We start from the raw sequence: 19,767 nt of genomic DNA, 5'->3' as shown, positions 1-19,767 counted from the left end.
AGGGGCTCCGCCCCTTGACCCCGATCACTGTTGGTGACCTTGGGGGGGTGGGCGGCCTCGCGGCTTTGTCACGAGTTGTCGCGGAAGGTCATGAGGAAGCCGGCCGCGGCGATCACGAACAGCACGATGAAGGCGATGACCCGCGCGACCGGGCTCGGCCAGTCACGCACCCAGAGTCCGGTGAGCATGGCCGCCAGCATCATGATCACCCCGTAGAACGGCGTGCGCTTCGGGTGGCGGCCCAGGCGTTTCGTATGGCTGCCCATAACTCCTGCATACGCCTCACAGGACGCTACCGGTTGGCTACTGCGTCACAGCACCGTGTCACAGCCCGGTCCGGTGGCCGGGGCGTGCCACCATGGCGACGTGACTCTGGCTGCGGAAACCCTGATCACGGCGGCTGGAGAGGCGACCGGATCCGATCCGTCGCCGATCGTGTCGCTGTTCTGGATCGCGGCGGTCGCGGCGCTGTCCCCCCTCGCTGTGCGATTGCTGCGCGGATTCGTACCGGATGTGGTCATCCTGCTGGTGGCGGGCATGGTGCTCGGGCCGTACGTGCTGGGCTGGGCCGGATCCGGCGGCGGCGTCGACCTGCTCAGCGAGCTCGGGCTCGGAATGCTGTTCCTGCTGGCCGGATACGAACTGGATCCGCGCCTGCTGCGCGCCAAACCCGGGCGGGTGGCATGGGCGACCTGGCTGGTCTGCCTCGCCCTGGCCCTGGGCATGGTGCACCTCGCCGCGCGGGACGCCGGATTCACCACGCAGATCGCGGTGGCCATCGCACTGACCTCGACGGCGCTGGGCACGCTGCTGCCGATCGTGAAACAGGATGGGGTGCTGGACAAACCGCTGGGCCGGGCGGTGCTCGCGCACGGGGCGGTCGGCGAGCTCGCGCCCATCGTGGCCATGTCGGTGCTGCTGACCAGTCGCAGTCCAGGCGCGGCCATCGTGGTGCTGGCGCTGTTCGCGGTCGCCGCCGGATTCATCGCGCTGGTGCCGCGGCATCTGCTCGACCGCGCGCCCGGGCTGCCGCGGCTGCTCGGTCAACTCGGCGGCGGCACAACGCAATTGCCGGTACGGGTGGTGTTCCTGTTGCTGCTGGTGCTGATGACGGTCGCGGACGTTTTCAGTCTCGATGTGGTGCTGGGCGCCTTCGCGGCGGGCCTGATCCTGCGCAGCCTGGTCAGCGAGGAGCTGCCGGAGATCGAGGAATCCCTGGAGACAATCGGTTTCGGGGTGCTGATCCCCATCTTCTTCGTGGTCTCGGGCATGGGCATCGATCCGGCGGCGGTGGCGCGGCGGCCGCTGACCTGGGTGCTCTTCGTGCTCGCCATCGCGCTGGCGCGCGGGCTGCCGGTGTGGTTCAGCGAGCGCTTCGTCCCGCACGGCGCGAACCTGACCGAGAGCCGCGAACGGGCGCAGCTGGCGTTGTACGCGGCGACCGGGCTGCCGATCATCGTGGCCATCACCCAGGTAGCCACCGGCGATGGCCTGATGAGCCAATCCCTGGCCTCGACCCTGGTGGCCGCCGGAGCGACCACCGTACTGCTGTTCCCCTTGCTCGCCAAGGCCATCGGTACTTAGCCGAGGAACCAGCCGGAGGCTCCCACCGGCGCTCCCGCCTCCATGCGCGGAATGTATTGGTCGAAGAAGAGTTTGGCGGTGAGTTCCGCGCGGCTGCGGACGCCGACCTTGCCGAACACGCTCTTGACGTGGTCATTGACCGTATGCGCCGACAGGCCCAGCAGTTTGGCGATCTCGGCGCGGGAGTGGCCGCTGCTGAGCAGGCGCACGATATGGCGTTCGCGGGCGGTGAGCTGGTAGGCGTCGGCGACCAGCTGGGCGATGTCCTGCGGGCGGGTCGGTTCCACGATGACCGACACCCGGCCGCCGTCGAGGGCTTCGGCGTGCAGGGTGAGCCAGCGGCCGGTGCGGGTGCGGATGCGACTGCGGCGCGGGCCCGCTCCGGCCTGCCGGGCCATGTGCAGGACGCAGTACGGCACGCCGCTGAAAGTCGGTGTGTCATCGTCGATTTCGCCGAGCCAGCGGCGGGCCGCGGCGGTGGTGCCGAGCTCCCGGTACCGCTCGTCGAGCAGGATCAGGCCCGGGCCGTCGGAGTGCTGGTCGGCGTGGATCTCGGTGAGCACCAGTTGATGACGCAGGGCCGCGCCGACATCGGTGGTCGCACGGCCCACCAATTCGGCATCGGCCCGGGTGAAATCGGGGCTGTCGGTATTGCGCAACATGATCAGCGCGCCCCATACATCGGTTTTCGAGGTGAACAGCACCCGCATCTCGTCGCGCAGGCCGACCGGGACGAAGACCTCGTTGTAGCGCCGGCTGCGCTCGAAGCGCCCGTCGGTGATCAGGCTCAGCGCGGCCGTGCGGGTGGCGGCGTGGGCCATGGCCGGGATGGCGCACAGATCGTCGCCGCGCGCCTCGATCTCCACCAGGCGCGGCGCGAACGCCTCCGGAATGCCCTCGCGATGGAAGCCGCCGGTGGGCAGCAGGGTCGCCGGATCGACGGTGATCACGCACCACGAGTCGAACGGCACGGCTTCGCGCACCGCCGCCGCGACCGCCCGCCCGATGCGCACCGCGCCCGGTTCCGCCGCGATCGCGCCCGACCCGGTCCCGCCCGCCCCGGCACCGGCCGCGTTGCCGCCCGCACCGGCTCCGGCCGCATCGGCACGGGCCGTCCTCCCGCTCGCACCGGCTCCGGTCCCGGAAGCATCGATCCCGGCCCCGACTACGGCGTTCGCGGTTCCGACCGCGCCGACCCCGCTCCGGCACGCTCGGTCCACCCCGGCGCTCAATCTGCGCAGGACATCGTCCATGGACTCAGCGTATGGGCGGCCCACGGCCGCGGGAACCCCTGGAAGTGGGGATGGCCGGGTGCGGGCCGCGGGCGCTGCACTGGGTTCATGAATATCTCTGCAGCTCAGCTGACCGGATTCACCGGGGTTCTGCTCCGGCCGGGCGATCCTGGTTACGAACGCGCGCGGCGGGTGTGGAACGGGGCGATCGACCGGCAGCCGGCCTTCATCGCGCAGTGCCACAGCGCCGCGGAGGTGGCGGCGGCGGTGCGGTTCGGGGTGCGCCACGGACTGCCCATCGCGGTGCGCGGCGGCGGGCACAGCGTGCCCGGGTTCTCGGTGTGCGAGGGCGGGCTGATGATCGATCTGAGCCCGATGAAGGGCATTCGCGTGGATCCGGCGGCCCGGGTCGCACAGGTGGAACCGGGCGTGCTGTGGCGCGAATTGGACACCGCCACACAGGAATACGGTCTCGCTACACCGGGCGGGGAGATCTCGCACACCGGGGTGGCGGGCCTGACCCTGGGCGGCGGCGTGGGCTGGCTGTCGCGCGCCTACGGGCTCACCTGTGACAATCTGCTGGGCGCTGAACTCGTCACGGCCGATGGCGAGATCCGCACCGTGACAGCGGAATCCGACCCGGAGCTGCTGTGGGGGCTGCGCGGCGGCGGGGGCAATTTCGGCGTGGTCACCTCGTTCACCTTGCGCCTGGGCGCTATTCCGGTCCCGATGTTCGCCAGCGCCCTGTTGCATCCGCTGGCGCACGCCCGCGAGGGGCTGCGGGCGCTGCTGGACCTGGCCGCCACCGCACCGGATGAGCTGGGGCTCAGCGCCTCGCTCATTACCGCGCCGCCCGCGCCCTGGGTGCCGGAGACCCTGCGGGGCCGCCCCGCCGTGGTGTTCACCTCCGCCTACCTCGGCGATCCGGACGCGGGCGCGGAGCTGATTCGCCCGCTGCGCGAATTCGCGTCCCCCACAGCGGATCTGACCGGCATGATGCCCTACACGGTGCTGCAGTCCATGGTCGACGAGGCCGCGCCCGCGGGCCTGTCGTACTACATGCGCTCGGAATTCCTCACCCCGCTCGACGACTCCGGCATCGACCGCCTGGTCGCCGTCGCCGAACAATCGACCACCCCGCTGTCGCATGTGCTGCTGCGCATCATGGGCGGGGCCATCGCGCGAGTTCCGGCCGGGGACACCGCCTTCCGCTTCCGAAAGGCCGCCTCTTTGCTGACCCTGGCCGCGGTCTGGCCCGATCCGGCAGATGCTGGTGCGGCGCACCGGGACTGGGCGCGGGCGGGCTGGCAGTCCATGCTGCCCTGGTCGGCCGGCGGCGCGTATGTCAATCAGCTGAACGACGAGGCCGACGAGGGCCTCGACCGCCTCCGGCAGGCGTACGGTCCCGCGGCCTGGGACCGCCTGGTCGCGCTCAAGCGCCGGATGGACGCCGACAATGTCTTCCACCTCAATCAGAACGTCCCGCCGCTGCCCTGACCGCCGCGCTGTTCGGGGTGCCGGACCGCTTTCGCCTCTAGACTGGGGCCGTGCGTTTTCGACGGCTCATCGCCATTTCATCGTTCGCCCTGCTGGCGCCCCTCGGGGTCGCCGCGTGCTCCGCGGAGGGGCCGGGCTCCAAGTCCGAGTGCACCGTCAGCGGCTGCACCGTGACCTTCGACCGCGGCGTGGACGCCAAGGCCAGCATTCTCGGCATCGAGGCGCAACTGGTCGCCGTGAACGGCAATACCGTGACGCTGAAGGTGGCCGGGCAGGAGGTCAGCGTGCCGGTCGGCGAGACGCAGCCGGCCGACGGGATGAATGTGACGGTGCAGGAGGTCACGGCCGACAAGGTCGTGGTCAAGATCGCCACCGGGATTCAGACCAACTGATTCGCCGTCCGGGATGGGCCGCGGGGGTGCCTCCGCAGCCCATCTCGGCTATCGGCAGACCGCCGGGATTCCGGACAGCGCAGTCTTGGCATGGGCGTCCGCCAGGCAGTTCACGGGCGCGCCGTCGAGAGTTCCCGGACCGAATTCCACTGCCCCGTCGGCGATCGTGCCGCCGCTGCTGCGGGTGGTGATGAGCCGCTGCCGGGCCGCGGTGACGGCGGTGCGCTCGATGGTGCCGCGCAGTACGGCGGTATCGCCGATATTGACGATATTGATGCCGTTGGCGGCGGTGCCGTCGATGGCGGTGTCCCGGATGTCGAAGGTCAGCGCCGCGGTGGACGGCCCGACGCCGCTGGGCGTGTAGGCGATGAGCCCGATGCCGTCGGCGCTGCACTGGCCGAATTCGGAATCGGCGATGCTCAGCTCGGTCCGGCCGGAGCGACCCATATTGGTGGTCACCACGCAGGTGCCGAGATTGGCGGGCACCACCGGATTGAGCAGCGCGCCCGCCGGGAATTCGGAGTGGTGCGCGCGCACATTGCGCAGGGTCAGCGACTGCCGCGCCCCCTCGGTGCTGAGGTTGTAGTTCTCGATGATGTCGCCTTCGACGGTGTCGAAGCTGCTGTCGGTCACCGTGACCCGGCTCTCGGGGGTGCCATTGGTGGAGACGTACTCCAGGCCATTGGCCGAGAAGTTCCCGTAGCCGTTGCGGAAGACGTTGTCGTCGATGGTGACGTCCATGCGCGCCTGCCCGAGGGCATTGACGAAAATGCCCTCGCTGTCGGCCACCTTGTTGAGCAGCGAGGTGGACAGCGGCGCGATCTCGGTCTGCGAGTTGCCGGTCAGGGTGGCGGTGAGCTGGGCGGAGTCACCGGCTTGCAGGCCCACGGCCAGCACCGACAGCTTCGCCAATCCCAGATTGATTTTCCGCGTCGCATTGCCGGCGAGCTCGGCGGTGACCCGGCTGGCGCCGTGCGCGCGCAGATCGATGCCGTCGCCGCAGGCGGTGTCGTGGACGTCATTGCCCTCGATCCGCACGGTCGCGGCGACGGTCGTGTAGTCGGCCATGATGGCCGCCCACCCATTGTTGAGGGTGATGAAATTCGGCAGCGGCGGCGCGGACGCGCCGACCGCCAGGGTGGGCGGCAGCGTGAAGGGGCCGATCATGAAGCCGTCCGCGCACTGCCGATTCGTCTGGGAGACATCGTTTCCGCTGATCACCACATCGGCGGCATCGCGGCCGTAGATGCCGCCGCGCCGCGCTCCGGCAATGACCAGATTGCTGACCTCCGCGCCGCTCGCCAGGCGGATCGCATCGCCGTCGTGATCGCCCGTGGTGTTGGTGATGCGCGGGAGCGCGGACCCGGCGGGCGCGCCGATCACCGCGGGACCGCCGCCGAGCAGGCGCTGCCCGGGTTTGAGGGCGATGCCGCCGTCCAGGGCGGGGACCTCCGGCGCGACCGGCTGCACGATGATGGTGTCGCCCTCGCGGGCCGCGGCCTGCACCCGGGCCAGGGAATCGAAGGGTGATTCGGCGCTCCCGGTCCCTCCGGCGGGCGCCGCGGCGCTCACATACCAGGTGGTCGAATCCGGCTGGGCCTGAGCGGTTGCCGAGAGCTGACTCCCGCAAGCGATCAGCGCGAGCAACAGTGCCGCGCCGCGACCGGGACTAGCAGTATTCATAATGCTCCGAGGAATGCGGGTGATGCCGTGACAAGCACCCTGCCAGGCCACCTCGAAGCCCGTCCATCCGGCAAAATGCCAGGAAAAGGCCTGTGCCACTGGCTGTCTGCACAACCGGGGCACTAGGGGGAACTACGGTTGGGGATCAGAGTTCGCCGGTGCTGGGCTTCCAGTCCGGCAGCGGCTCGGGCATCTCCTCCAGGGCGGCCAGCTGTAAGTGGATGAAGGCCGCGATCCGATGCCGGGCGGAGGAGGGAAGCCGTTCGATATCGGCCTCTGCCAGCGGATTCTCGCCGAATGACGGCGGCGGTCCGGGATCGAGCGGAGCATCTGCCTCGCTCACCCCGGGAACGACTTCCAAATGGGGCCGCGGTGCTCGATTCGCATGCTCGGGGTCATCCGAATCGACGGCGGCGAAGGCGGTTCGCACCATGCACGGACCATAACCCCTCGAGCCGCTCACGCGGGAGCCGTTGGCGCAGTTGAGCCTTCAAGGAGAGATCGTGGTCACAGCGGACGTCGGGCGATAGCGTACAGGTCGCGGGCGGGACCGGTGGGACGCTGCCCCTTCGGCCATACGGCGCGCAGTGCGCGGTCCAGATCAAGCCCCGTTACGTGCGGCGACACCAGCAGGCCCTCGCCGAGTTCGGTGGCGACCGCCAGTGAACTGAGCACCGCCGGGCCGATGCCATTGGCGACGGCGGTCTTGATGGCGGTGGTCGAGGACAGTTCCAGCACCACATTCGGCCGCCAATCCGGCAGGTCGCGGGTCATGGCCCGTTCGAAGGAGATTCGGGTGCCCGAGCCGGATTCCCGGTAGATGAGCGGCGTCTGCGCCAGTTCGGCCGCGCTGATCTCCGGCCGCCGCGCCCACCGGTGCTCCGGGGACACCACCACGACCAGCCGGTCCCGCGCCACGATATGGCTCTCCAGATCGCGCGGCACCTGCGGGCTCTCCACGAATCCGATGGCGGCGCGGCCGTCCAGCACGGCCCGCGCGACCTCGGCCGAGTTCCCGGATTCCAGCGAGATCGAGGTGTCGGGCACCCGCGCCCGCAATCCCATCAGCCATTTCGGGAACAGGTACTCGGCAATCGTCTGGCTGGCGGCCACCCGCAGCCGCGAGTCGCGCTGCGCCCGCAGGGTGTCGATGCCGGCGTCGAGCCGCGCCGCGGCGTCCACCACGTCCCGCGCCCACTCCGCGATCAGGGACCCGGCCGCCGTCGGGCGCGAACCCAGGGTGGTGCGTTCCAGCACCGGGACGCCGACCAGTTGCTCCAGATACCGGATCCGTGAACTGGCCGAGGGCTGACTGATCGCATGCGCCTTGGCCGCCCGCCCCAGACTGCCCAGTTCGATCACCGATAGCAGCAGATCCAGGGCAGCCAGATCGGGCACCCGCGGCGACAACGTCATAGACGGATTCTATGCCCGGGCGCGGTCCGGGCAGACGCGGCTCGCGAGCGGGCGACAATGCGGGTGAACGGCCGTGAACACCCGTGCGTCAGTTGTTCGCCCGGCGCCCGTCCGCGACTCGGGTGATGACGGGATGCCACCACGACAGGGACTGGACTTCCAGACCGACCACCTTGCCCGCGTCGTCGGCGCGACGGAGCGCGAGGGCGGCGTGGAAGTCCGGATCGGCCTCGAACTCGGCGATCTCCGCGGCCGTCATCGGGCCGCCCTGCGCCACGAGAGTGCGTTTGCTGGAATCCGAGAGTGCCTCGGCGTGCACCGAATCCGTGGCGGCGAGATAGCGTTTCGCGGTCACGTGCAGTTCCACCAGGCGGGCCACCCGCGCGCCGAGCAGCGGGCGGACCGCATCCGCGCCATGGCGGCCGTGACCGGCGTCGTCGCCGGGAACAAGCACGTGGCCGATGTCGTGGACCAGGCCCGCCACCTGGAGTTCGGCATCGCCGGGGAAGTCGCGGCGGAGCAGTTCGGCGCACTGGCGGTCGTGGTCGAGGATGTCGACCGGATCGCCGCTGCGATCGGGCATATCCCAGGCGTCCTCGCACCCGGCCAGCAGCACCATGAGTTCCTCGACCGTCGACACCGGTTGCACACGCATGTCCGCACCCTACGAGCCGACCGTGAACCCGCAGTTAACAGCGGATTCCGCTCACGCCAGCCCGGCACGGTGCACCAGAATGGCCAGCTGGGTGCGGTTCTCCAGATCGAGTTTGGCGATGATCCGGCTGACGTGGACCTTCACCGTGGACTCGCTCATGTGCAGGGTGCGAGCGATATCGGCATTGGCCGCCCCGGTGGCGACGGCCAATGCCACCTCCCGCTCCCGATCGGTGAGGCTGTCCAGCCGGGCGCGGGCCTCCGGCTGCTGCGAGCCCGGACTGTTCGCGAAGGCGGTGAGCATGCGTTTGGTGATGGCCGGCGCGAGAATGGCCTCACCCCGCGACACCACCTCCACACCGTGCGCGAGTTCACGCGGCGGCGTGTCCTTCAGCAGGAATCCGGCGGCCCCGGCTTCCAGTGCGGCATAGACGTATTCGTCGAGCCCGAAGGTGGTGAGCACCACGACGGCGGGCGGATCCGGCAGCGCGCGCACCCGCCGGGTGACCTCCAGCCCGTCCACCTGCGGCATACGGATATCGGTGACCACCACATCGGGCCGATGCTTCTGCACCAGCTCGACGGCATTGCGCCCGTCCACATCCTGGGCCACCACCTCGATCCCGCCCCCGGCCTCCAGGATCATGGCGATCCCGGACCGCACCAGCTCCTCGTCGTCGAGCAGCACCACCCGGATCACGAAACCTCCTTCACGACGGCCACTTCCACTGATTCATGCCTGCTCCCCGAGGGGAAAGCTCGCGTGCACGGCGAAACCGCCGCTGGGTGTGCACCCGGAATGCAGTGCGCCACCGGCGAGTTCGACCCGCTCCCGCATCCCGACCAGCCCGAATCCCGAGCCCTGCGCGGCCAGCGCGGTCCGCTCCCCCGGACCGTTGCGCACGTCCACTTCGAGACTGTCCGCACGTGCCACGACCGACACCCGGACCTCCGCTCCCGCAGCGTGTTTGGTGGCATTGGTGAGCGCCTCCTGCACCACCCGGTAGGCGGCGCGCCCCACCGCGCCGGGCACCGCGGGCAGCTGCGCGGGCAACGAGACGTCGACCAACTGCCCGGCCGCCACGGCATTCTCGACGAGTTCGGCGATAGCGGCCAGATTCGGAGTCGGTCGCAGGGGAGCTCGCTCGTCCGCGCCCGCCGCCGAAGTCTCCGGCCGCACCGCATCGGGCCCGGCATCCCGCGCGCGCTCCGGCCGCGCCGCGCCCGACCGGTCGGCACCCGCCTGCCGCCCGCCCACGGACCGATCGACGCTGCCGGTGCCGGTGCTGATGTCTTCCGTAGCCTGTTGCGCTACTTTCGATGGCTCGGCAGCAGCCGGCTGCGCGCCGGTCCGTGCGCGCTCGCCGGCTCCGCGGTCCTCGACGCGCGGCAAGGAGGTTTCGGGTGTTCGCCCGGCTTCGGCATCACTCTGCCTGAGCACGCCGAGCAGCTCGCGCATTTCGGCGAGGGCATGTGCGCCGGTCTCGCGGATGGTGCCGGCCATGTCGGCGGGCTTGCCGGTCGAGGAGACCTCGAGAGCTCCGGCGAGCACGGTGATCTGCGAGATCCGGTGCGCCACGATGTCGTGCATTTCGCGGGCGATGCGCAGGCGTTCGGCTTCCACGGCCGCCGCGGCGAGCAGGTCGCGTTCGCGTTCGGCCTGTTCGGCGCGTTCGCGCAGGCTGTCGAGGGTCTGCGCGCGCTGATTGGTCCAGAGGCCGATGAGCGTGGGGACCAGGATCAGCAGCAGGATGATGGTGCCGCGGTTGAAGAAGAGCGACGGGGTGGTGGACGTGCCCCAGGGAATGACGGCGACGACAATGGTGGCTGCGGTCGCCAGCCAGGTCCGGGTGCGATTGCCATAGCGGTTGGCGACGGTGTACATGGCGAGCAGCATCGGCCAGGTAGAACCGACCAGAATGTCGGCGGCCACGGTGAACGCCAGCACCGGCAGCGGTCGGTTGCGCCGGAACAGCAGGGCCGCGCCGGCCACAATGGCCAGCGGCGGCCCCGCGGCGGCCGGCAACAGCCCGATCGAGGTTCGCTGCACCTCGTCGAAGGCCATGAAGCCGGAGAACAGCGCGAGCAGGACGTCCAGGATCAGGCGTCGTATGCGCTGCGGTCGGCTCACCTTGGCAACACTAGTCATTCGATCGTTGTCACACGTCACGACGTGCGAGCAGCACGCCACCGATGCACAGCAAACCTGCGGCAAGACCCAGGAGCGGCAGTGGCATGAGGGCGGCGACACCCGTGTAGGGGCGGACCAGCATGGCCGCGGAGGTGAACGGCATGACCTTCGGGCTGAGGCCCGCGAGCATGCCACCCACCTCGACCACGGTGGGAATTCCGATGGCGGCGGCCATGGCGACGGTGGCATTGCGGGTCACGGCGGCAATGCCGAGACCGACCAGGGCGGCCAGCGTCGAGTACAGCGTGACCGCGCCGAGAACCTGTGCGATACGCCAGGTTTCGGCGGGGATGCCGCCGCGCAGGGCCTGGATCGCCAGGGTGAGCGCCACCATGGCGATGCCGCTCACCGCCGCCAGCGCGCCGCTGGTCAGCGCCTTGGCCGCCACTATCCGGCCAGGCCGGCGCAGGGTGAGCACGGTGGTGGCGATGGTGCCGTAGCGGTATTCGTGGCCGAAGGCGTTCACCGCGACGGCGGTGGTGCACAGCGTGACCAGCAATAGCGGCAACCCGGAGAAGGCGGAGACGAACGCCTCGCGCGGCGTCATATCGTCCTTCCCGGAGACGCCGAAGGCGATCAGGCCTTGCAGCGCCAGGCCGGACAGCAGCAGCACCCAGGTGGAGCGCACGCTCGCCAGGCGCGTGAGTTCGTAGCGAATCGCGTTGTACATGAGGGGAATTCCTTCTCGTGGTAGCCGGATCAGGCGGCGACGTGCCCGCGGTACTGCGCCGCGCCCGCGGTGGCGCGGAAGAACGCCTCCTCGAGGCTGGTCTGCTGCTGGGACAGCTCGGTGACGAGCAGCCCGGCCCGCATGGCGATGGCGGCCACGGCCTCGCGGTCGTTCCCGGTGACGACGACCACGCCGCCGGGCTCGATGTGCGCCTGGAAGCCGTTGCGGGACAAGGCGTCCGCCAGGTCGCGGGGACGGTCGACGCGGGCGATGATGCGGGCCGCGGAGTTACGGTCGACGAATTCGCGCACCGATTCCGCCGCGATCAGCCGCCCGCCGCCGATGACGATGAGCGAATCCGCCAGGTGCGCCATCTCATTGAGCAGATGCGAGGACACGAAAATGGTGCGGCCCTGCTGTGCCAGTTGCTTGAGCAGATCGCGCAGCCAGCGCACGCCCTCGGGATCCAGGCCATTGGCGGGCTCGTCGAGAATGAGGGTCGCCGGATCGCCGAGCAGCGCGACGGCCAGGCCCAGGCGCTGCTGCATGCCGAGGCTGAAGCCGCCCGCGGCCTTGTCCGCGGCGCTGGTCAGCCCGACGATGTCGAGGACCTCGTCCACGCGGCGGCGGTCGATGCCCGCGCCGGCGGCGACCATGCGCAGGTGACCGCGGGCGGTGCGCCTGGGGTGCACGGCCCGCGCGTCGAGCATGACCCCGACCGCGCGCAGCGGATCGGCCAGCTCGGCGTAGGTCCGGTCCTCGAACAGGGTCCGCCCGCCGCCGTGGTCCAGGCCGAGCATGAGCCGCATGGTGGTGGACTTGCCCGCGCCATTGGGGCCGAGGAAGCCGGTGACCACGCCGGGTCGCACGGTGAAGGACAGATTGTCGACGGCGGTCACATCGCCGTAGCGCTTGCTCAAGCCCTGGGCCTGGATCATGGTGCACCTCGTTGTCGGCGGCGCCACGGGTGCGGCGCTCGGTCGACAACGAATCTGCCGGACCCGGCCGGGCCATCCATCGGCCGACGGCACACGATCGGCTAACACTTTCGGCTTAGAGCCGCTGCGCGATCGGCCGATGTACCGCCGGGTTGTCCCCGGCATTCTCGATGCCATGACCAGTCAGCCGACGGCCACAGCAACTACACCGCGGGCCACAGCGATCACCTCGCGCCCGCTCGAACCGACCCGCTACACCAGGTACGTCAATCTGGATGTGCTGCGGGCGCTGGCGCTGGTCGGCGTGTTCATCGTCAATATCGGCTTCCTCACCTTCACCATCGACGGCCCGGTCAGCACGGCCGTCATGAACGCGGAAAACCTGCTGCTGCACGACAAGTCGCGCACGCTGCTCTCGCTCCTGTTCGGCGCGAGCGCGGCGCTCATGTGGGCGCGGGGCGCGACCCGGACCCTGCTGTGGCGGCGCTATGCGGTGCTGTTCGCCGTATTCGGCGTGGTCAACCTGCTGTTCTTCCCCGCCGACATCCTCACCCACTACGCGCTGATCGGCGCCCTGTTCGTGATCGCGCTGCCGTGGCTCATGAGCGGCTCGCGGGCGCGACCGCTGTGCGTGGCGGCCGGGTTCGCCGGGCTCGAGATCCTCACCCGCACCATTGCCCCGCCCGTCCTGGAATTCGGCGGCGCACTGCTCACCGACTCGTCCAGCCTCTGGACCGCCCGCGCGGTCATCGCCGCGAATCAGCTGTGGACCGGCCTCGTCCTGCAAGGTCCGTGGACCGCCGCCGCCTTCGCTGTGGGCATCTGGCTGACCCGCCGCCTGATCCACACCGGTTCCGCCGCACCGGGTTCCACCTCCCAGCGCCGTTCCCTGCTGCTGGCGGCCGGTGGCATCGCGGTGGCGGCACTCGGCCATATCGCCCAGTCCCGGCTGACCTTCACCGGCAACGAGGCGGCCGCAGGCATGCCGCCGCTGTCCACCGCTGCCTGGCTCGCGGCCGGATTCGGCGGCGCCCTGGCCTATGTCGGCCTGATCTCCCTGCTGATCGAGCGCAATGGCACCGCCGCCCGCCTGCTCACCCAGTTGGCGCCCCTGGGCCGTCTCACCCTGACCGCCTACCTCACCAGCACCTTCGTCTTCGTCCTGATCCTGTACACCGGCCCCGCCGACGGCCTGCCCCTGGCCGGCGGCCTGGCCCTGATGACCGCGCTCTGGATCGCCTTCGCCGTCCTCGCCCCGATCTGGTTCCGCTCGCACCGATACGGTCCCGCGGAATGGTTGTGGCGCACGCTGTCGGCCGGCCGGAATCCGGACGATTCGCACCGATCCGGTCGATCGGTGGCCGAATGATCGGGCGAAGATCAAGATGAATATGTGGCAGGACAATTCGTTCCGGTGCCGGGGTGGTTCTCCCGGAACAACCAGGACTGCGGGATCGCGGTAGGGGATATCGACGGGGACGGGGGCTTGGATGTCGTCGTGCTGATGATCGATGATCCGCCGGAGCAGAACGGCGGGTTCTATCGCGTGGGGAAGGGGCTGGCGGGGGACGGCACCGTGCGGGACTGGGGGCCCTGGCTCACGGTGCCGGATTGGTGGGGGTGGGAGAACCAAGGGGGTGGGATCGCGCTCGCGGATCTGAGCGGGAACGGGCAGCTGGATCTGGTGGTGTTCCTGGTCGACAATCCGGCGGGTCAGAACCAGGGGTATTACCGGGTGGGGCGGGATCTGGCCGGGGACGGCACGGTCACCGGGGGCTGGACGGCATGGCTGCCGGTGCCCAACTGGTTCGGATGGGAGAACCAGGGGGCGGATATCTGTCTCACCCGGATCGACGGGCGGGACACGCTCGTCGTGCTCACCGTCGACAATCCGCCGGGGCAGAACTCCGGCCAGTTCCGGCTGGCCAAGGGGATCACCGCCGACGGGGCGGTGGCGGAATGGACTCCGTGGCTGGCTATTCCGCAGTGGTACGGGTGGGAGAACCAAGGGGCGGGGATCACCGTCGCCGATCTGGACGGGGACGGGCGACCGGAGTTGATCGTGTTCGGGGTCGACAATCCCGCGGGCGGCAATGCGGGGGTGTACACGGTCGGGTGGGGGCTGGACGGCACCGGGCACGCCGTGGACGGGTGGAGCCGGTGGACCGTGCTGGCGGACTGGGGATTTCAGGAGAATCAAGGGGCGGCCGTCGCGGTGCTGCCGACCGGCGGGGCGATGCCCGAGCTGGTGGTGTGCACCATCGACCATCAGGCGGGCGGCAATGCCGGGTATCTGCGGGTGCTGGCGCTGGAGACCGATCTGGATCAGGCGGATACCGAAGGACTCTGGCGGATACTGGATTTCGGGACCGAGATCAATCCGGTGCACGCCGCCCTGCTGCACACCGGGGATGTGCTGTTCTTCGCGGGCTCCGGGAACGATGTGGACCGCCATCACGCGCACGACTTCCGCACGCGCGTCTGGCATTACCCGCGACCGGGGCTGGACGCCCCGGCCACGCCCATCGATTTGTTCTGTGTCGGGCAGGCCTTCCTGCCGGACGGGCGGCTGCTCGCCGCTGGCGGAACCGAGCGCTACGACCCCTTCTACGGGCTGCCCGACGCGTTGATCTTCGATCCCGCCGACCTCACCTGGAATACCGTGCCGGACATGGCCTTCGGGCGCTGGTATCCATCGCTGGTGACCCTGCCGAGCGGTGATGTCGTCGCCGTGTCCGGGCTGGGCGCGGACAATTTCCTCTCCAATACGCCGGAGCTCTTCGACGCCGCCACCGAGACCTGGTCGCAGCTGCCGGTGCCGGGACCGATACCCATGTACGCCCATCTGTTCCTGCTCGCCGACGGCCGGATCTTCTACGCCGGCGGCCAATACGGCGGCAACAATGGTGTGCGGCCCTCGATCTGGGATCCGGCCACCGGCGCCCGCACCGAGGTGCCGGGGCTGACCGATCCCGGATCGCGCAATCAGGCCGCCAGCGTGCTGCTGCCGCCGGCGCAGGATCAGCGAGTCCTGATTCTGGGCGGCGGCGGCTTCGATATGCACTCTCCCGCACCGGCGCTGGCGGACACCAGGATCGTGGATCTGTCCGCGCCCGCGCCCGCCTATGTGCCCGGACCGCCGCTGCATCACGCGCGCATGCACGTGAGCGCGGTCATCCTCCCCGACCGGACGGTGCTGGCCACCGGCGGCTCCGGCATGGAGGAGATGGCGCATGCCGCGCCGCCGCACGCCGAGATCTTCCATCCGGCCATGAATCACTGGATGCACACCGCGCCCCAGCGGATTCCGCGGCTCTACCATTCGGTCGCGCTGCTCACCCCGGACGGGAAGGTGATCACGGCCGGATCGAATCCGGTGCGCAAGACCGAAGAGCTCCAGATCGAGATGTACTGGCCGCCTTACCTTTTCCAGGGTCCCCGCCCGGAGTTCACGCTGGTCTCCGATTCCGCGACCTACGGTGCGGCGGTCACCGCCGCCAGCACGGCCGCGCTGCGGGAGGTCAGCCTGGTCTACCCGAGCGCCTGCACGCATTCCTGCGATACCACGCAGCGCCTCGTCGACGTCGAATTCAGTTCGGTCGATGGCACGGTCACGCTGACCATGCCCGACAACCCGGCGCTGGCTCCGCCGGGCTGGTACCTGGTCTTCGCCGTCGACAATGTCGGGGTGCCGTCCCTCGGGCAGTGGCTGCACCTCACCTGATTCAGCTGCTGGACGCTCCGGCGAAGGGAATCGCCGGGCGTGCGGCGCGGCGGCGGGTGGGGTGCTGCCACAACCCCTTTCGCTCCAGGATCGGCAGCACGCCCTCGCCGAACCAGTACGCCTCTTCGAGATGCGGGTAGCCGGAGAGCACGAAGTGGCCGATGCCCGCCTTGGCGTATTCGATGAGCCGTTCGGCGACCTCTTCGTGCGAGCCGACCAGGGCGGTGCCCGCGCCGCCGCGCACCAGCCCCACGCCCGCCCACAGATTGGGCGCGATCTCCAGGCGGTCGGTGCTGCCGCCGTGCAGTTCGAGCATGCGGCGCTGGCCCTCGGATTCGCTCTTGTGCAGGCTGGCCTGCACGCGCTCGATATCGGCCGGATCGATGCCCGCCAGCAGTTTGTCCGCCACCGCCCACGCCTCCTCCGAAGTGTCGCGGGTGATGACGTGGATGCGCAGGCCGTAATCCAGCTTGCGGCCGTGGTCGACGGCCAGTCCGCGAATCCAATCGAGTTTGCGGCTCACCGCCAGCACCGGTTCGCCCCAGGTGAGGTAGGTGTCGGCGTAGCGGGCCGCGACCGGACCGGCCGGTCCCGAGGAACCACCGAAGAACACCGGCGGCACCGGATCGGGATGATTGGTCAGCAGGGCGTTCTCGACGCGCAGGTGCTCACCCTGGAAGGTGATCGGCTCCCGCGAATTCCACAGCGACTTCACCACGTGCAGGAACTCGCCCGTGCGCGTGTATCGGGTCTCCTTGTCCGCGAAGTCGCCGTACGCCTTCTGCTCGAGGGGCTCGCCGCCGGTCACCACATTGAGCAGCAGCCGTCCCCCGGAATGCCGCTGGAAGGTCCCCGCCATCTGCGCCGCCAGGAACGGGCTGATCAAGCCGGGCCGCAGCGCCACCAGGAATTTCAGTGTCTCGGTGGTCTCGACCAGCATGGCCGTGGTCAGCCAGGCGTCCTCGCACCAGGATCCGGTCGGGGTGAGCACGGCCTCGAACCCATTGGATTCGGCGGCCGCGGCGATCTGGTTCAGGTAGTGCAGCGAGGCGGGGCGATCACCCGACATGGGCGTCCCGTGCCCGCCGACCACCAGGCCGCGCGAATCACCGGATGTGGGCAGGAACCAATGGAACGACAGGCTCATTCGGACGTCTCCTAGGCGGTGAAGCGGTCGTTGAAGCGGGTGTCGACGAATTCGGTGATGTCGACCTTGCGCGGAACGAGATCGGCCGCGGCGAAGGCGTCGGCCACCTCCTGCTCGCCGGCAATGGTGGCCGCGTCGAGCGAATGATGCTGGTACACGGCACGTTTCACGGCCACCAGGGTGACCTCGTAGGGCACACCGGTGATCTTGGAGGATTCCTGGGCCCAGGCTTCGGGATTGGCCTTGATCCAGGCTTGCGCCCGCGCGATGCGCAGCAGTAGATCCCGGATGGCCGCCGAACTGGCCTTGTTCTCCAGGGCTTTCGTACCGGCGACGTAGAAGCTGTCACCGCGCACATAGCCCTCGCCGTTCACCAGCACCCGATTGCCCTGCTGTTCGGCCTGGGCCACATACGGATCCCACACGGCCCAGGCATCGACCCGTCCGGTGGACAGCGCGGCGAGCGCGTCGGCGGGCTGGAGATACTGCGGCTCGATATCGCCGAAGCTCAGCCCGTTCTTGGCGAGCACCTGCAACAGGTGATAGTGGGCGGAACTGCCCTTGGTGACGGCGATCTTCTTGCCGCGCAGTTCCTTCGGGTCCCGGATGGCCGAGGCCGCGGGCACCACTATGCCCTGCCCCTGGAAACCGGTCGTATAGGCGGAGACAATCTTGATCTGCGATTTGGCCGCCGCCGCGAACACCGGCGGCGCATTGCCCACGCCGCCCAGATCGATGGACCCGGCATTGATGGCCTCCAGCAGCGGCGGACCCGCGGTGAACTGCGCCCATTCCAGCTTGTACGGCAGGTCTTTCGCCTCGCCGGAGACATCCAGCAGCGCTTGCAGCGCATTGGCCTTCTGATCGCCGATCCGCAGCGTCACCTGCGTCAGATCCACCGAACCGTCCGCGCGCACGCCCTTGTCATTGGCGTCACCGGACCCGCAGGCCGCCGTGGCGAGGGCCGCGGTCACGGCCAGGGCGGCGAACAATCGTCTGGTGATCATGCGGTTCCTTCCGGGGTGACGCCGAGTTCGGCGAGCAGAGTCGCGCGCAGCGCGAGGAATTCGGGATGCTCGCGGCGGCGCGGGCGCGGCAGTTCGACGGCGATCTCGCGGGCGATACGGCCGTCGGCCAGCACCAGCGCGCGGTCGGCCAGCAGCAGCGCCTCGTCGACATCGTGGGTCACCAGCAGAACGCCGGGCCGGTGCTTGGTCCACAGATCGAGGACGAGACCGTGAATGGTGATGCGGGTCAACGCATCCAGCGCGCTGAACGGCTCATCGAGCAGCAGCAGATCCGGTTCGCGCACCAGCGCGCGGGCCAGCGAAGCCCGTTGCGCCTCACCGCCGGACAGCGTCAACGGCCACGCCTCGGCACGACCCGACAGCCCCACCTCCGCGAGCGCGGCTCGCGCGGCGGCCCGCGGATCCGGATGCCGCAGTCCGAGAGTGACATTGGCGTGCACCTTCTTCCACGGCACCAGCCGCGGTTCCTGGAAGGCCACCGCCACATCGCCGGAGACGCTCAGCTCACCGCCGGTGTCGGTATCGAGCCCGGCCAAAGCCCGCAGCAGCGTGGACTTTCCGGAGCCGCTGCGCCCCAGCAGCGCGACGAATTCACCGGGCGCGATATCCAGATCGATGCCGTGCAGCACCCGCCGCTCCCCGAAATCCTTGGTCAAACCCCGGATTCGGGCAACCTCTCCTACTCCGCCAAGAACCCGCGTCGCCACGACAGCGCTCTCCTTTCGATCAGCCGGACCAGCGCGTCGGTGAGCAACCCCAGCACGCTGTAGACCAGCAGCCCGACCACGATGACGTCGGTGCGCAGGAACTCGCGCGCATCATTGATCAGAAATCCCAGTCCGGCATCGGCATTCACTTGCTCGGCCACGATCAGCGCCAGCCAGGCCACACCCAGCGACTGCCGCAATCCCACCAGCGTCTGCGGCAGGGCCCCGGGCAGCACGATGTGCCGGATGAGGGCCGCGCGGCCGAGTTGCTGCACCCGCGCCAGCTCGGCGAGTTTGCCGTCCACGCCCCGGATGCCGGCGAAGGTGTTGAGATACAGCGGAATCGCCACTCCGAAGGCGACCAGCACGACCTTCGGCAGCTCGCCGATCCCGAACCACAGGATGAACAGCGGAATCAGCCCGTAGAACGGCAGGGTCCGCAGCATCTGCAGGATCGGATCGACGACGTTCTCCCCCACCCGGCTCAATCCGGCCGCCAGCGCCAGCCCGATGCCGGCCACGGCCCCGATCGCGAAGCCGAGCGCCGCGCGCTGCAGCGATACCGAGACGGCGTCGGTGAGCGTCCCGTCCTGAATCAGCTCCCAGCCCGTCCGCAACACCGTCACCGGCGCGGCCAGCAATCGCTCCGGCAGCAGCCCGGTGGCGCTGGCGACCTGCCAGATCAGCACCAGCGCCAGCGGACTGGCCAGTCGAATCCAGGCGGTCGAGGGGCGGGGCAGCCGGATTCGGCGGGGCCGGTCGATAACGGCACTGGCCTGCACGGCAATTAAGGACAAGACGGCACCTCGGGCAGCGGGGACGAATGCGAGGGGCGGCCGAACCCGTCGGCCACATGATCCGAAAGAGTGCCGTTCGCCGCTCGGATCGTCACCGGTTGTAATCC

Annotated in this window: 19 protein-coding genes; 5 read left to right on the top strand and 14 right to left on the bottom strand. The window is 69.5% G+C overall.

The annotated features are described in order from the left end of the window. Positions 1–68: 68 nt before the first annotated feature. Positions 69–266 (bottom strand): hypothetical protein, encoded by a 198-nt coding sequence (locus ACFVIV_RS33855; protein WP_379203503.1) that lies wholly within the window; start codon positions 264–266, stop codon positions 69–71. 100 nt (positions 267–366) lie between these two features. Between ACFVIV_RS33855 and ACFVIV_RS33850 the strand changes: the two genes are divergently transcribed. Then, a complete protein-coding gene (locus tag ACFVIV_RS33850; RefSeq protein ID WP_379203502.1) occupies positions 367–1,584 on the top strand; it encodes a cation:proton antiporter in 1,218 nt (405 codons plus the stop codon). On the opposite strand, the gene ACFVIV_RS33845 is transcribed toward ACFVIV_RS33850, so the two are convergent. Then, the gene (locus ACFVIV_RS33845; protein ID WP_379203500.1) at positions 1,581–2,837 is read right to left on the bottom strand and encodes a LuxR C-terminal-related transcriptional regulator; all 1,257 of its coding nucleotides are present in this window, start codon (positions 2,835–2,837) and stop codon (positions 1,581–1,583) included. The two genes, ACFVIV_RS33850 and ACFVIV_RS33845, sit on opposite strands and share 4 nt — an antisense overlap. Before the next feature lie 87 nt (positions 2,838–2,924). Between ACFVIV_RS33845 and ACFVIV_RS33840 the strand changes: the two genes are divergently transcribed. Both ACFVIV_RS33840 and ACFVIV_RS33835 read left to right on the top strand, forming a co-directional pair. Beyond that, positions 2,925–4,313 (top strand): FAD-binding oxidoreductase, encoded by a 1,389-nt coding sequence (locus ACFVIV_RS33840; protein WP_379203498.1) that lies wholly within the window; start codon positions 2,925–2,927, stop codon positions 4,311–4,313. A 50-nt stretch (positions 4,314–4,363) separates the two neighbouring features. Then, positions 4,364–4,705, top strand: coding sequence for a hypothetical protein (locus ACFVIV_RS33835; RefSeq protein ID WP_379203497.1), 342 nt, complete (start codon positions 4,364–4,366; stop codon positions 4,703–4,705). 48 nt (positions 4,706–4,753) lie between these two features. Here the strand turns inward: ACFVIV_RS33835 and ACFVIV_RS33830 are convergent, their stop codons facing one another. From ACFVIV_RS33830 to ACFVIV_RS33795, 8 genes are all read right to left on the bottom strand, one after another. Beyond that, positions 4,754–6,388: a hypothetical protein gene (locus tag ACFVIV_RS33830; protein ID WP_379203495.1), complete on the bottom strand. Its 1,635-nt coding sequence runs from the start codon at positions 6,386–6,388 to the stop codon at positions 4,754–4,756. A gap of 145 nt (positions 6,389–6,533) precedes the next feature. Beyond that, positions 6,534–6,821: a hypothetical protein gene (locus tag ACFVIV_RS33825; RefSeq protein WP_379203493.1), complete on the bottom strand. Its 288-nt coding sequence runs from the start codon at positions 6,819–6,821 to the stop codon at positions 6,534–6,536. Positions 6,822–6,895: 74 nt separating this feature from the next. Then, a complete protein-coding gene (locus ACFVIV_RS33820; protein ID WP_379203491.1) occupies positions 6,896–7,804 on the bottom strand; it encodes a LysR family transcriptional regulator in 909 nt (302 codons plus the stop codon). Positions 7,805–7,892: 88 nt separating this feature from the next. Continuing rightward, on the bottom strand, positions 7,893–8,459 hold the full coding sequence (locus ACFVIV_RS33815; protein WP_379203489.1) for an HD domain-containing protein: 567 nt from the start codon (positions 8,457–8,459) through the stop codon (positions 7,893–7,895). Between the two features lie 51 nt (positions 8,460–8,510). Next, positions 8,511–9,158, bottom strand: coding sequence for a response regulator (locus tag ACFVIV_RS33810; protein WP_379203487.1), 648 nt, complete (start codon positions 9,156–9,158; stop codon positions 8,511–8,513). 33 nt (positions 9,159–9,191) lie between these two features. Continuing rightward, complete coding sequence (locus ACFVIV_RS33805) at positions 9,192–10,589, bottom strand: histidine kinase (protein ID WP_379203485.1); 1,398 nt, start codon at positions 10,587–10,589, stop codon at positions 9,192–9,194. A 28-nt stretch (positions 10,590–10,617) separates the two neighbouring features. Next, on the bottom strand, positions 10,618–11,319 hold the full coding sequence (locus tag ACFVIV_RS33800; protein ID WP_379203483.1) for an ABC transporter permease: 702 nt from the start codon (positions 11,317–11,319) through the stop codon (positions 10,618–10,620). A 29-nt stretch (positions 11,320–11,348) separates the two neighbouring features. Beyond that, positions 11,349–12,257: an ABC transporter ATP-binding protein gene (locus ACFVIV_RS33795; protein WP_379203481.1), complete on the bottom strand. Its 909-nt coding sequence runs from the start codon at positions 12,255–12,257 to the stop codon at positions 11,349–11,351. Between the two features lie 175 nt (positions 12,258–12,432). Between ACFVIV_RS33795 and ACFVIV_RS33790 the strand changes: the two genes are divergently transcribed. Continuing rightward, complete coding sequence (locus ACFVIV_RS33790) at positions 12,433–13,626, top strand: DUF418 domain-containing protein (RefSeq protein ID WP_379203479.1); 1,194 nt, start codon at positions 12,433–12,435, stop codon at positions 13,624–13,626. Between the two features lie 24 nt (positions 13,627–13,650). Continuing rightward, on the top strand, positions 13,651–15,981 hold the full coding sequence (locus ACFVIV_RS33785) for a galactose oxidase-like domain-containing protein (RefSeq protein WP_379203477.1): 2,331 nt from the start codon (positions 13,651–13,653) through the stop codon (positions 15,979–15,981). 1 nt (position 15,982) lies between these two features. On the opposite strand, the gene ACFVIV_RS33780 is transcribed toward ACFVIV_RS33785, so the two are convergent. From ACFVIV_RS33780 to ACFVIV_RS33765, 4 genes are read right to left on the bottom strand one after another with little or no spacing between them, the layout of a single operon-like run. Further along, positions 15,983–17,128: an LLM class flavin-dependent oxidoreductase gene (locus ACFVIV_RS33780; RefSeq protein WP_379203475.1), complete on the bottom strand. Its 1,146-nt coding sequence runs from the start codon at positions 17,126–17,128 to the stop codon at positions 15,983–15,985. Between the two features lie 11 nt (positions 17,129–17,139). Then, positions 17,140–18,135: an ABC transporter substrate-binding protein gene (locus ACFVIV_RS33775; RefSeq protein ID WP_379203473.1), complete on the bottom strand. Its 996-nt coding sequence runs from the start codon at positions 18,133–18,135 to the stop codon at positions 17,140–17,142. After that, positions 18,132–18,863, bottom strand: a complete 732-nt coding sequence (locus ACFVIV_RS33770) for an ABC transporter ATP-binding protein (RefSeq protein WP_379203471.1) — start codon at positions 18,861–18,863, stop codon at positions 18,132–18,134. The genes ACFVIV_RS33775 and ACFVIV_RS33770 overlap by 4 nt, the downstream gene beginning before the upstream one ends. Beyond that, positions 18,836–19,660: an ABC transporter permease gene (locus ACFVIV_RS33765; protein ID WP_379203469.1), complete on the bottom strand. Its 825-nt coding sequence runs from the start codon at positions 19,658–19,660 to the stop codon at positions 18,836–18,838. The genes ACFVIV_RS33770 and ACFVIV_RS33765 overlap by 28 nt, the downstream gene beginning before the upstream one ends. Positions 19,661–19,767 lie beyond the last annotated feature (107 nt).

Origin of the sequence: Nocardia sp. NPDC127526, from assembly GCF_042672265.1 — a bacterium.
Taxonomy (GTDB): Bacteria; Actinomycetota; Actinomycetes; order Mycobacteriales; family Mycobacteriaceae; genus Nocardia.
Note: the sequence above shows the minus strand (reverse complement) of the source record. Positions and strands in the feature narration are given on the sequence as shown.

Coding starts and splice junctions, on each gene's coding strand:
- ACFVIV_RS33800 (WP_379203483.1), bottom strand. CDS start 11,319: ATGTACAACGCGATTCGCTACGAACTCACGCGCCTGGCGAGCGTGCGC.
- ACFVIV_RS33820 (WP_379203491.1), bottom strand. CDS start 7,804: ATGACGTTGTCGCCGCGGGTGCCCGATCTGGCTGCCCTGGATCTGCTG.
- ACFVIV_RS33825 (WP_379203493.1), bottom strand. CDS start 6,821: ATGGTGCGAACCGCCTTCGCCGCCGTCGATTCGGATGACCCCGAGCAT.
- ACFVIV_RS33855 (WP_379203503.1), bottom strand. CDS start 266: ATGGGCAGCCATACGAAACGCCTGGGCCGCCACCCGAAGCGCACGCCG.
- ACFVIV_RS33775 (WP_379203473.1), bottom strand. CDS start 18,135: ATGATCACCAGACGATTGTTCGCCGCCCTGGCCGTGACCGCGGCCCTC.
- ACFVIV_RS33845 (WP_379203500.1), bottom strand. CDS start 2,837: ATGGACGATGTCCTGCGCAGATTGAGCGCCGGGGTGGACCGAGCGTGC.
- ACFVIV_RS33790 (WP_379203479.1), top strand. CDS start 12,433: ATGACCAGTCAGCCGACGGCCACAGCAACTACACCGCGGGCCACAGCG.
- ACFVIV_RS33815 (WP_379203489.1), bottom strand. CDS start 8,459: ATGCGTGTGCAACCGGTGTCGACGGTCGAGGAACTCATGGTGCTGCTG.
- ACFVIV_RS33795 (WP_379203481.1), bottom strand. CDS start 12,257: ATGATCCAGGCCCAGGGCTTGAGCAAGCGCTACGGCGATGTGACCGCC.
- ACFVIV_RS33840 (WP_379203498.1), top strand. CDS start 2,925: ATGAATATCTCTGCAGCTCAGCTGACCGGATTCACCGGGGTTCTGCTC.
- ACFVIV_RS33830 (WP_379203495.1), bottom strand. CDS start 6,388: ATGAATACTGCTAGTCCCGGTCGCGGCGCGGCACTGTTGCTCGCGCTG.
- ACFVIV_RS33780 (WP_379203475.1), bottom strand. CDS start 17,128: ATGAGCCTGTCGTTCCATTGGTTCCTGCCCACATCCGGTGATTCGCGC.